The 12,237-nt window shown below is 36.3% G+C and carries 11 protein-coding genes and 1 tRNA gene; all 12 read right to left on the bottom strand.

Annotation, left to right across the window (positions count from 1 at the left end):
- Position 1: 1 nt before the first annotated feature.
- A complete protein-coding gene (locus ORNRH_RS00550; protein WP_014789969.1) occupies positions 2-1,531 on the bottom strand; it encodes a type I restriction-modification system subunit M in 1,530 nt (509 codons plus the stop codon).
- Positions 1,528-2,100 carry a restriction endonuclease subunit S gene (locus ORNRH_RS00545; protein ID WP_014789968.1) on the bottom strand — a complete coding sequence of 191 codons (573 nt, stop codon included), beginning with the start codon at positions 2,098-2,100 and terminating at the stop codon, positions 1,528-1,530. The genes ORNRH_RS00550 and ORNRH_RS00545 overlap by 4 nt, the downstream gene beginning before the upstream one ends.
- Positions 2,101-2,471: 371 nt before the next feature.
- Positions 2,472-2,556, bottom strand: a tRNA-Ser gene (locus ORNRH_RS00540).
- Positions 2,557-2,631: 75 nt separating this feature from the next.
- Complete coding sequence (gene lysA / locus ORNRH_RS00535) at positions 2,632-3,861, bottom strand: diaminopimelate decarboxylase (protein WP_014789967.1); 1,230 nt, start codon at positions 3,859-3,861, stop codon at positions 2,632-2,634.
- 87 nt (positions 3,862-3,948) lie between these two features.
- Positions 3,949-4,638, bottom strand: coding sequence for a Sir2 family NAD-dependent protein deacetylase (locus ORNRH_RS00530; RefSeq protein WP_014789966.1), 690 nt, complete (start codon positions 4,636-4,638; stop codon positions 3,949-3,951).
- Positions 4,619-6,394 (bottom strand): AMP-dependent synthetase/ligase, encoded by a 1,776-nt coding sequence (locus ORNRH_RS00525; protein WP_014789965.1) that lies wholly within the window; start codon positions 6,392-6,394, stop codon positions 4,619-4,621. The genes ORNRH_RS00530 and ORNRH_RS00525 overlap by 20 nt, the downstream gene beginning before the upstream one ends.
- 117 nt (positions 6,395-6,511) lie before the next feature.
- Positions 6,512-7,603, bottom strand: coding sequence for an aminotransferase class I/II-fold pyridoxal phosphate-dependent enzyme (locus tag ORNRH_RS00520; protein WP_014789964.1), 1,092 nt, complete (start codon positions 7,601-7,603; stop codon positions 6,512-6,514).
- Positions 7,604-7,610: 7 nt separating this feature from the next.
- A complete protein-coding gene (locus ORNRH_RS00515; protein WP_014789963.1) occupies positions 7,611-8,633 on the bottom strand; it encodes a RimK-like protein in 1,023 nt (340 codons plus the stop codon).
- A gap of 34 nt (positions 8,634-8,667) precedes the next feature.
- Positions 8,668-8,937: a hypothetical protein gene (locus tag ORNRH_RS00510; protein ID WP_014789962.1), complete on the bottom strand. Its 270-nt coding sequence runs from the start codon at positions 8,935-8,937 to the stop codon at positions 8,668-8,670.
- An 80-nt stretch (positions 8,938-9,017) separates the two neighbouring features.
- Complete coding sequence (locus tag ORNRH_RS00505) at positions 9,018-9,293, bottom strand: HU family DNA-binding protein (protein ID WP_014789961.1); 276 nt, start codon at positions 9,291-9,293, stop codon at positions 9,018-9,020.
- Positions 9,294-9,408: 115 nt separating this feature from the next.
- Positions 9,409-10,365 (bottom strand): methionyl-tRNA formyltransferase, encoded by a 957-nt coding sequence (gene fmt / locus ORNRH_RS00500; protein ID WP_014789960.1) that lies wholly within the window; start codon positions 10,363-10,365, stop codon positions 9,409-9,411.
- Positions 10,350-12,233, bottom strand: coding sequence for a RecQ family ATP-dependent DNA helicase (locus ORNRH_RS00495; RefSeq protein ID WP_014789959.1), 1,884 nt, complete (start codon positions 12,231-12,233; stop codon positions 10,350-10,352). The genes fmt and ORNRH_RS00495 overlap by 16 nt, the downstream gene beginning before the upstream one ends.
- Positions 12,234-12,237 lie beyond the last annotated feature (4 nt).

Here is a 12,237-nt window from a genome sequence, read left to right as displayed (position 1 = left end):
ATTAAAAATTCAACTTTTTCAAATATTCATTCATCTCCTTTTGCACTTCGGCCAACTCTTTCTCAAGAGCATCAATTTCCTTTTGTACTTCAGGAATATTTACGGGCTCTTCTTCCTCAAAGGTATCAACATAGCGTGGGATATTTAGATTAAAATCGTTTTCTTCTATTTCTTCAATAGTAGCTACATAGCTATATTTATCTTCAGCTACTCCTTCTTGCAATTTCCCATCACAGAAGTCTCTAAAAGTCTGTACAATTTTCTCAATATCCTGCTCACGGAGCACATTTTGATTGGTTCCACTTTGGTAATGTTGGCTTGCATCTATAAACAAAACATTGGTTTGATTTTCAGCTTTTCCTTTATTAAATATGAGAATAGAGGCAGGAATTCCTGTTCCAAAAAATAAGTTGGTAGGCAATCCTATTACGGCTTCCAATAAATTTTCTTGAATTACTTTTTCGCGGATTTTTCCTTCAGCACTTCCTCTGAACAAAACGCCGTGTGGCACCACTACTCCCACTTTCCCGCTTTGTTCTTTGGCTACTTCTATCATATGTGAAACAAAAGCCCAGTCACCACGGCTTTTAGGAGGTATGCCTCTCCAAAAGCGATTAAAGGGATCGCTCTCAGCTTCTTCTTGCCCCCATTTTTCAAGTGAAAAAGGAGGGTTTGCCACAACGATATCAAACTTAGCTAAAGATGTGGAGCTTTCTTTATGTTGCGGATTACGAATGGTATCGCCCCAGCGGATACTCGCATTGTCAAATCCATGCAAAAACATATTCATTACCGATAGTGCCCAGGTGCTTCCGTTGATTTCTTGCCCAAATAATGCAACATCTTTATTGCCCACTTCCTGAGCGGCTTTAATGAGCAACGAGCCTGAACCACAAGTGGGGTCATATATTGTAGAGCCCTTTTTGCCTTTTGTAAGTTTGGCTAAAAGTAATGAAACCTCAGACGGTGTAAAGAATTCTCCTGCTTTTTTCCCAGCATCGCTCGCGAAATTTGCGATTAAAAACTCGTAAGCATCCCCTAAAGCGTCTTTGTTGGCTAAATGTGAAGGCATCAAATCAAGTGAAGAGAAATCAACTAAAAGTTGTTTTAGACGCTGATTTTTTTCTTTTTCGTTTCCTAAATTTGAGCTATTAAAGGAAATATTTCTAAAAACGCCCGAACCTGAATCGCTCGTAAGTTTTTGTCGATTGGATTCTTCTAAATCTGCCAATGCAATATCTATGAGCGAACCGATGTTCGGTTCGTTTCTGTGCTCGTAGAGATAGTCAAAAGTACTCGTTTCTGGGATTATAAATCGCTCGGCATGCATGGCTCGTTCTACACGAGAAGCATCTCCGTTGTATTTTTCTTCATACTGAGCTCGCTTTTCTTTATTTACATCGCTGATGTATTTGATAAAAAGCATAGTTAGTATATAATCTTTGTATTGAGAAGGCTCGATAACCCCACGAAAAGTATCACACGCACTCCAAACGGTTTTTTTGATGTCACTTGTTTTTACCTCTTTCATAATGTTGAATTTTTAAATAATATTTCTTGTGTTATTATTTCTTTTTTATTTATTAGTTCTGTAGTTGTTGCTTTTTCCCTACTAAGTAATTGGCTAATTTTCACAATAATTCTTTGCTTTTCGAGAGAAGGTAAATCTATCTCAAAATCCTCAATTTGCTTAGAATTTAAAAAAGATATTCTACCGCTATTTCTAGATTCTTTTTCAAAAAAAGCCTGTGATTTTGGATGGTTTAGAATCCACTTGATGTACTCAGGCAAAACCTTATTTGTATCAGGTGTAATTTTGATAAAACTATTTGAAATAAAAACGGGATAATTAATGCCTTTAGGTATAATAGTAGCCACATATCTACCTCTCGTACTAAAAGCAACATCAGTCGATTGAATAATGTATTTAGGATTACATGCATCAATCTCGATGTTTGGCTTTGTTGTAGGAGATAGTTCGGACTCATCATCTAAATCGCTTATGTTTAAAGCGATACCATTGTTTAAATGAGAATCTTTCGTTATCTTTATATATGAGCCGGACTGCACCTGGCAAATATCTTTTATTTTAAGCTTCATACTTCACTATTTCATATTTCAGATACACAAATATAATGAAAAAATTTAAATAGCAAGTATATTTAAATTAAAAATATTAAAAAATTCACATGGACTTCAACTTAGAAAGCCAAGAAATGTTTTTTGAGCAATGAAATACGTGATATAATAGAATGAAAAGTATCAAAACTGAAATAAATTAATAGCTGAATAATAATTAAATTACATTATCCTTCAGCTTAACTAGTAACGAAGGGAAGGGGTGGCGATTACAAATACATTATTTACGAATCACCAATAACAAATCAAGTAATCGATCTTCTTAAATTAGCACCTATTTTAGCACCTAAAAAAGTAAATCCCTGCAAGTGAATCACTTACAGGGATTTTAGCGGAGAGAGAGGGATTCGAACCCCCGGAGGTGTTACCCTCAACGGTTTTCAAGACCGCCGCATTCGACCACTCTGCCATCTCTCCGAATGCGTTTGAAAAACGCCTTATTTGTTTTTCTTTGCGGTTGCAAATATAGAAACAAATTTTTAATCTCGCAAATTAAATTTCAATATTTTTTGTGGTTTTTATTAAATCTTCCAGATTCTCTCTTTCTCTTATCAGTTTAGCCTCTCCGTTAATCCACAGAATTTCAGTAGGTTTCAACCTAGAATTGTAGTTTGAAGCCATCGAAAAACAATAGGCCCCTGCATTGTAAAAACATAAAATATCTTTTTCTCGCACTTCATTTAGCTTGCGATTTGCGCCAAAAGTATCGGTTTCGCAGATGTATCCCACCACGGTATAGTATCTCGGGCGACCTTCTGGGTGCGAAATATTCTCGATTTCGTGATGTGCATTATAGAACATAGGACGGATCAATTGATTAAATCCACTATTTACACTTGCAAAAACGGTAGAAGTCGTTTGTTTCACCACATTTACTTCTGCCAAGAACACTCCAGATTCGCTCACCAAGAACTTCCCTGGCTCAAACATCAACATCAGATCCTTGCCATTTTCCTCACAAAATGCATTAAATCTTTCGCTGATTTTCTCTCCAAGGTATTCAATATCGGTTTCGGCACTACCTTCGTAGTATCGCACTTTAAATCCGCTACCAAAATCTAAATATTCCAAATCTTTGAAATCTTTTGCTGCATTGAATAAAAGCTCAGCTCCGTTTAAGAATACATCTACATCCAAGATGTCAGACCCTGTGTGCATATGCAGTCCATTTACTTTTAAATGGGTATTTTCTACCACGCGCAAAATATGTGGCAACTGATATATCGAAATTCCGAATTTAGAATCAATATGCCCCACCGAAATGTTACTATTTCCACCTGCCAAGATATGTGGATTTAAACGAATACAAACGGGGTAATCTGGCATTTCATGACCAAATTGCTCAAGAATACTTAAATTATCTATATTAATTTTTACGCCTAACTCTACGGCTTCTTTTATTTCCTCAAAAGAAACACCATTGGGCGTGAATATAATATCTTTTGGCTCAAATCCTGCCATAAGACCAAGCTGAACTTCTTGGATTGAAACAGTATCTAGCCCACTACCCAACTTTTGAAAAAGACGCAAAATATTCAAATTTGTATTTGCCTTACAAGCGTAATTTAGCTTTAATTTTTCAACTCCCGAAAATGAGTTTTTTAATCTTTCATATTGTGTTTTCATTTTTTCGGCATCGTACACATAAAGTGGAGTACCAAATTCTTTTGCCATTTGAAGCAAATCTTCTGCCGTAAAACTAAGGTCTTGTATATGTTTCATTCTTACTTGAATTAAATGTATAAAAAAATATTCTACAAATGTATGAAATTGTAGAATATCTAAAGTATTTTTTCGGTAAAATTTAGTTTAAATTAGTTTTTTGGCTAATTTTTTCACTCCAGCACAGGCTTTTTCTTGAATATGCGTATATGGATGTCGGCAATAGAGTGTAATTTCAGACGGATCTATCACAAAAAGTTGACATTCTGGTTTTAAGAAATCTACCAAAGATGCCGCAGGATACACCTGCATTGAGGTGCCAATGACCACAAAAACATCTGCCTGCTCGGCGAGGGCAATGGCATCATTTAATGCTGGAACCGCCTCGCCAAACCATACAATGTGTGGACGAACGGGATCGCCATTCGGAGCTCTGTCTTCTAAAGTCATATCACCCTCAAATGGGAAAATGAGATTTTCATCATACACGCTTCTTCCCTTTTTCAACTCGCCGTGCAGGTGCAAAACTTTAGATGAACCTGCTCTCTCGTGCAGGTCATCTACATTTTGCGTCACAATTTCTACATCGTATTGCTTTTCTAAATCGGCAAAGAATTTATGTGCATCGTTGGGCAAAACTTCCGATAGCTGCCGGCGTCGTGCATTGTAAAAATTGAGTACCAACTCTGGATTTACAGCAAAACCTTCGGGCGTAGCAACTTCTTCTACACGATGATTTTCCCACAAGCCATCGCTTGCTCTAAAAGTTTGAATTCCGCTTTCTTGCGAAATCCCCGCGCCCGAGAGCGCCACCAATTTAGGCTTCGTACATTTCATCGAATAAATTTTTAAATTTTTCGATTGTATTTTTGCGTTTATATTTTAAAGTAGGCGTTAAGCAGCCGTTTTCAATCGTCCATTCTTCTGGTGTGAGTCTAAATCTTTTGATTTGCTCCCATCGTCCAAATTCTTGATTAATTTCTGCCATTGCTTTTTCTATTTCTTTATAAATCGCTTCGCTTTTAGCAATTTCTGCAGGAGTAGTTCCTATTTCCACACCATTTTTCTCCGCCCATTTAATTGAAAAATCATAATTGGGCTGAATCAAAGCACAAGGCATTTTTTTACCTTCTCCCACAACCATAATTTGCTCGATAAACGGAATGCGTTTCATTGCATCTTCCAAGGCTGCTGGCACGATGTATTTCCCTCCACTGGTTTTGAAAATTTGCTTTTTGCGGTCGGTAAGTTTTAACAATCCTTCATCAAATTCACCGATATCTCCTGTTTTAAACCAGCCATCTTCGGTAAAGGCTTCTTTAGTAAGTTCGGGATTTTCGTAATATCCTTGGAACACGCAAGGTCCTTTCACGAGCACTTCGCCGTCATCGGCAATTTTCACATCAATATTTTTTACAATCTTTCCTACGGTTCCGATTTTAAATCCCTTTCTATCAAAACAATTCACCGAAATCACAGGAGAAGTCTCGGTTAAGCCATAGCCTTCTAAAATCGGAATTCCTGCTGCCCAGAACATACGATTTAATTTTTCAGATAATTTGGCACTTCCCGAAACAAGCGTTACCATCTTGCCCCCCATTCCTTCTCTCCATTTGCTGAAAATCAATTTATTGGCAACCTTATATTTAAGGTACCAATTGAGTGGCATTTTCACTTTCGGGTCGTAATCCTTGATTAAATCCAGCGACCATTTAAAGATTTTTGATTTCACAGGACCTGCATTGGCTCCCGTTTCATAAATTTTATTAAACACCTTTTCCACCAAACGAGGCACCACTGTCATGATTTGCGGCTGAACGAATTTTAAATCCTCTCCAATGGTATCTAAATTTTGGGCGAAATAAATGCTTAATCCCTTGATTTGATATAAATTAAGTAAAGTTCTTTCAAACACATGGCACACAGGCAAGAAGCTCAATGCACGAGCATTTTCGCCCACTTCTGGAATACGCTCTTGGCAGTCTATCGCATTGGATAATAAGTTTTTATGCGACAACATTACGCCTTTGGGGCTTCCTGTGGTTCCTGAGGTGTAAATAATTGTTACCAAATCATCTGGCTGGATTTTCTCTTTAATCTTTTCAATTTCGGGTTGCAGGCTTTCGTCTTCTCCCAGCTCCAAAATTTCTTTCCAGTTTGGTAAATTTTCCTCATCATTTATACAGAAAACCTCTTCAAGAGATGGCGTATTTTTCTGAATACTAGCTATTTTATTGTATAAATCTTTGTGCGAAACAAAGCATAATTTCACACCAGCTTGGTTGAAAATAAATTCGTTTTCCTGTGGCGAAATCGAGGAATAAATCGGCACGCTAATCGCACCTACTTTTTCAATTCCCATTTCGATAATGTTCCATTCGGCACAGTTATTATTTACGATAATGGCAATTTTGTCACCAGGCTTCACCCCGTATTTGAGCAAGCCTCGGCTCACTTTATCCGATAAATGTATGTAATCTTGCGTTGAATATGCTTTTAATTTCTTACCAGGCAACACATTAACCAAGGCTCTTTCTAGGTTGTGATTTTTTGCTTGGTAGTCAAGTATATCAAATAAGCGTTTCATTTCCATGTTTATCTAACTTATAATTGTATAAAAGTACGACTTTTATTAAAACTATTAAAGTTTTTTCATCATTTTTTTAATGAAATTGAAATTTTAGTTTTCGGTTAAATTTATATTTTATAATTAAAGTATTACTTTCAATAATTCATCTATCTCGCTAAAAGTATTGAAACTATGTAAGGTAATCCTTATGCGTTCTTGCGAAACTGGTACTGTGGGAGACAGAATACTTTTTACTGAAATATTTTTTTTACTTAACTCTTCGCATTTATTTTTTAAAATCATTTGATTGTTTAAATAAGCCTGAATCGGCGTTTGGGAATCCAAGAAATTCAACTGATTTTCTTTAATTTTTTGTTTAAAGTATGCTATATTTTGAGTCAATTTTTCTTGTGCTAAATTCGATTTTTTAAGGATTTCATGTGCTTGAAAAATCACTTCTACTTCTGCCTCGCTCATTGCTGTGGTATAAATAAATGGACGCGCAAAATTCACTAAAAATTGATGCAATTTTTGGCTGCCCACTACGCAAGCTCCATGCGTGCCGAGTGCCTTGCCAAAGGTGTGAACGCGTGCAAAAATCTCTTGCTCAAAATCCTCAAAAATCCCTTTTTTTTGTTTACCTACCACGCCCGTTCCGTGCGCTTCGTCCAAAATGATGTAGCAATTTTTCTTTTGGCAAAGCTCTAAAATTTCACTGGAAACTTCATCTCCGTCCATGCTATAGACGCTCTCGAGCACCACAAAAATTTCGCCTGAACATTTTTCTATTTTTTGAGCTAAATCACTCGTATCGTTATGTTTAAATTTAAAAGATTTGGCATTGCTCAATCGTATGCCATCGCGAAGCGAAGCGTGCGATAATTCATCATACAAAATAAAATCGCCCCTTTGTGGTATTGCCGAAAGAACCGCCAGATTGGCATTGTATCCGCTATTGAAAAGCAAGGCTTTTTCTGCATCGTAAAAATCCGCTAAATAGCGTTCAACTTTCTCATAATAAGCACTATTTCCAGAAATCAATCGCGACCCTGTACTTCCTGCATGATGGTGCGAAATTTGGATTTTTTGCAATTCTCGAGCGATTCCGAGATAGTCGTTGGAAAAAAAATCGGCATTATTTGCATCAAATACCGAAAGGCTTCTAAAATTATTTTCTTCGATTCTTTTCGCCAAAAGCTGTTCTGCTTTGGCAGGAAAATCTAAATTTTTCATGTTTTAATTATGAAAATAAATGAGCCTTCAAAGCTAATAAAAAATCTGGGATTTTAGGCGATTTCGCTCCCTTTTCTGCCCATTGTCTGGCAATATTGGATTGATGATTCAGAGTTTTGTAAACTTCGCGATAAGCCTTTAATAATGAATAATTTTTATCGTAAATATGCGTAGGCTCAGAGTTCACGCCATTTACTTCTATAACTTTGAAGTTCCCTTGTGATAAAGCCTCATCACTTTCAGCCTTTACATCTAATCTGCCATAAGAATATTGCGGAATTTGGCGAATTACTTTTTCTATTTGGGTTAAAAGTTCTTGCGTTGCCAAATGAGAGGCATCAAAAAAACGCGTGCCTCGATTGTGATTTCCAATAGGTTCTAGCAAAATCGTTTTGCCTTTGGGCAAAACTTTGTCTAAAATTGCCGAAAATTTATTTTCTAAATATTTTTTTCTAAAAAATGCACGCTCGTTTTGTTGTATAAATTCGCGCAAAGTTTGCTTGCCATTGCCATGAAATGTCAAAAATTCCTTTCCTGTGATGCCTAAAATTTGCCCATGTTCATCTTTGGGATATTTGCAATAAAATACACCAAACTCTTTGGGTAAATCAATGTATTCCTGTAAAATAATTTTTTGATTCTCATTTAATTGAGCTAAAAAATCATTTAATTCCGATTGATTATTCAAACGAATAACTCCCTTTCCCCGCTCGCCTACATCGGGTTTAGCAATCATGGGAAATTTGGTTAAAGTAAGTTTTTTGTCTTGATCGATAATTTGTTCTTTAGCTCTAAATTCTTGCGGAATGTATCGTTGAATTTGGCTTTTAGAATAGCCGAAAAATCCTCCATTTTTCAAACTGGGATTGGTTTTGCAAAAGTAGAGCAAATCTCGATTTTTTAAACTAAACCAGAAATACGCAGGCACAAAGGCGGCATAAAATATCCATACTGACCAATACTCATAGCGTATGATTTTCTGGACTTTATGTTTAATCCAAAAATGATTAAAATATTGATTTTTCAACATTTACAAAATCAACAATGTGGCAAAAAAAAGATTTTTAATCTTCTATAAGGAGATCTTTATTATATGATTTTGCTGCCATTGCCCCCCAAATCATACAAATTGGCCATGTTAAAAATAATGAAGAACCCAAGGTAATTACAGACAAAACGATTGAAATAATTAACATAATGATAGCTCCTGATATTGTAGAATAAAGCATTCCGAGCGGGCCAAAGAAAAAAGTCAATAAAAGGCTGAGTCCTACACTTTTTCTTTCTTTAATAATAATTACCTTTTTTTCAGTTTTTGTGTTAGAATTTTCCATAGTATTTTATTTTTTGATAAAAAATTAGCGCCATGAATCATAGCGCTAATTTAGCTTTAATAATAAAACCAGAGAATAGATTATTTATTCACCGCTTCTGATAATTGAGCTCCTGGTTTGAACTTAGCTACAGTTTTAGCAGCAATTTTGATTTTCTTTTTAGTTTGAGGGTTGATACCTTCTCTTGCACTTCTTTCAGAAGTAGAAAAAGTTCCGAAACCTACAAGTGCTACTTTTTGTTTTTTTGCTAAAGCTTTTGATACATTTTCTGTAAAAGAATCTAATGCTGCTTTTGCTTGAGCTTTTGTGATGCCAGCATCAGCTGCCATAGCATCTACTAATTCTGTTTTGTTCATAATCTTACTTTTAAGTTATTATGCTAGCAAATTTAATATTTATAAGGGTTTATGCAAGTTTTTGACCTAGAAAATTGCACCCCATCACATTGAAATTAACTACTTTTAACCATTTTTAACTGAATGAAATGTGAGAATCCTCTCCTAAATTGATTCCATTGGCAAAATCCACGATATTCATACGGCGTTTTCCTTGCATTTGTACTTCCTCTAACCACACCCACCCATCGTGATGGGCTACGCCGATTCTTTTATTTTTTTCAACAAGTTGTCCGCTTTGGTATGAATGATTTGTTTTTTCTATTTCAATTTTAAAAACCTTTAATAATTTAGTTTCACCATTTAATGAAATTTGAGTCCATGCCGCAGGATAAGGATTGAGCCCTCTTACAAAATTGTAAATATTTTCTAAAGAATCGCTCCAATTAATCTGGGTATTTTCTTTAAACAATTTAGGAGCATTTTTCAAGGCTTGGCTATGATTCTGTGGTGTTGGGTTGATTGCATTTTCCGAAATTCCCTCCAGTGTTTTTAGTACCAAATCTCCCCCTGCATACATTAATTTATCGTGCAATTCTCCCGCCGTTTCATCGGGCAAAATATCTACTTCTTGCTGGTAAATAATATTTCCTGTATCGGTTTTTTCGTCCAAGAAAAAAGTGGTAACTCCTGATTTTTCTTCGCCATTGATGATTGCCCAATTTATAGGAGCGGCACCTCGATATTGTGGCAAAAGCGAAGCGTGCAGATTAAAAGTTCCCTTGCTCGGCATGTTCCAAATGATTTTAGGCAACATTCTAAATGCCACGACTACAAACACATCGGCTTGTAGCGATTCCAAAGTTTCTACAAAACTTTTGGCCTTAAGCTTGGGGGGCTGCATCAAAAACAAATTATGTTCCTTGGCATATTGTGTTACGGCAGAACTGTGCATTTTTTGCCCACGACCAGCGGGCTTGTCTGGAGTAGACACCACTCCTACGATTGGGTAGCCTGCTTGGTGGATTTTATCTAAAATATGAACCGCAAAATCTGGCGTGCCCATAAATACTACTTTTAATTTGCTTTGCATATCGAATAATAATTAGGTAATGTAAATTGTATTTTTTCTTCGTCGATTAAGTTTTGCAACAAATCCAGCACACGCTGTGCATCAGCTTTAATGAAATGAAACAAAATCTCATCTTGTGTTTTTGGATTTTCGCTTAAATAGGCAAAAATCTCTTTTTCGGTAATATTTTGTGTTCCCTCATAGGGATTGCAAATATTGCAAATTCCGCATTTTTCTTTTGGTTTTTCTCCAAAATATTTAAGCAGTAGTTGGCTCTTGCAATACGATGAATCCTCGATAAAGAAATAAACATCGTTTAGTCTTTTCCATTTTAATAATTGAAGATCGTAAAATTCTTTCCAATATCGATTTTGCACTAAATTATCATCTCGTTGCGTTAAAAACGAAATCTTTTTAATGGCAGCATTTCTATAATAAATCTTTCCTTGCTGATTCAGTTTTTGGAGTGCTTCTTTTATTGCAGAAGTACTCGTGTCCAACTTGCGAGAAAGTATATACTCATCGATGGGTTTGGGATCCGAGAACACGCCACCGTAGTGTCTTGCAATGTAGTCTAGCAAGCGATCTGGGAGCGATTCTCCTTCTTTTATTTCATAATTATCCTCATTGATTTTAACTAAGCTTTGTCGTTGCGAGTCATGGATTTTGATGCTATTTTTCATCTCCAAAAAGGAAATCACCGATTTGAATTTAGGTTTATAAAATTTAAAAGTTTTGATAATTTTCTTTTCAGAAAAAGCATGCTGCCCCTCTCGCAACTCACCTTCGGCTATTTGATAATACGAGTAGAGTTTCCTTATCATTATTAAAAACTCTTCTTTGCTCGGCAAAGCTGCTTTAAACTGCTTTATGGCTTTTTTCTTATCCTCCTCGTGATATAGCAAAATCCCGTGAGACAGTTTGCCATCTCGTCCACCGCGCCCCACTTCTTGAAAGTAGGATTCTATTGTGCTTGGTGCATTGTAATGCACAACTAAACGCACATCGGGCTTATCGATTCCCATACCAAAAGCGTTGGTCGAAACTAAGACTAAATCATTGCTCTCGATAAATCGTTTTTGTCGTGAATTTTTATCTTCTTTGGACAATCGCGCATGGAAATAAGTGGCATTAAACTTCTTTTCTTTTAAGAATTTCGCAATGTCATAAGTTTGCTTTCTGCTTTTGCAAAACACAATGCTACTGCCAGGGTATTTTTTTAAATAATACACCAAATCATCGAGCTTATCGGTACTTTGATGGATTCGGTAGGCTAAATTTTTTCTTTGTAATGATTTTTTAAAAACGGTTGCATTTTGGATTTGCAATTGCTTTAAAATCTCGTTTTGAATATGTGGCGTTGCCGTGGCTGTGAGTGCCAAAATAGGCTTGTCGGGAAATTCGTTTTTAAGCTCTTTTAAAGCCAAATAAGACGGACGGAAGTCGTGCCCCCATTCCGAAATGCAATGTGCCTCATCTATGGCAAAATAGGATATTTTTAAATTTTCAAGAAAGCTCTTAAAACTAGTTTGTGCCATTCGCTCTGGAGAAATATAGAGCAGTTTCACTCCTCCGTATCGCACATTATCCATCAAAACTTGCGGACTTTGTTCTGTGTTTTCAGATGTGAGAAATTCGGCTTTTATGCCTTTTTTCTTTAAACTCTGTACCTGATCTTTCATCAAAGCCACAAGTGGCGAAATCACTACACAAACGCCCTCCATCATCAAGGCTGGAATTTGGAAACAGAGCGATTTTCCGCCTCCCGTGGGAAGCAGCGCAAAGGTATCTTTTCCTGCCAAAATACTTTCTATGATTTCTTTCTGTGGTGCACGGAATTCGGAATACCCCCAATATTTCTGTAATATGTTTTCTGGCGTGGTGTTCAAAACT

Source organism: Ornithobacterium rhinotracheale DSM 15997 (genome assembly GCF_000265465.1).
GTDB lineage: Bacteria > Bacteroidota > Bacteroidia > Flavobacteriales > Weeksellaceae > Ornithobacterium > Ornithobacterium rhinotracheale.
Note: the sequence above shows the minus strand (reverse complement) of the source record. Positions and strands in the feature narration are given on the sequence as shown.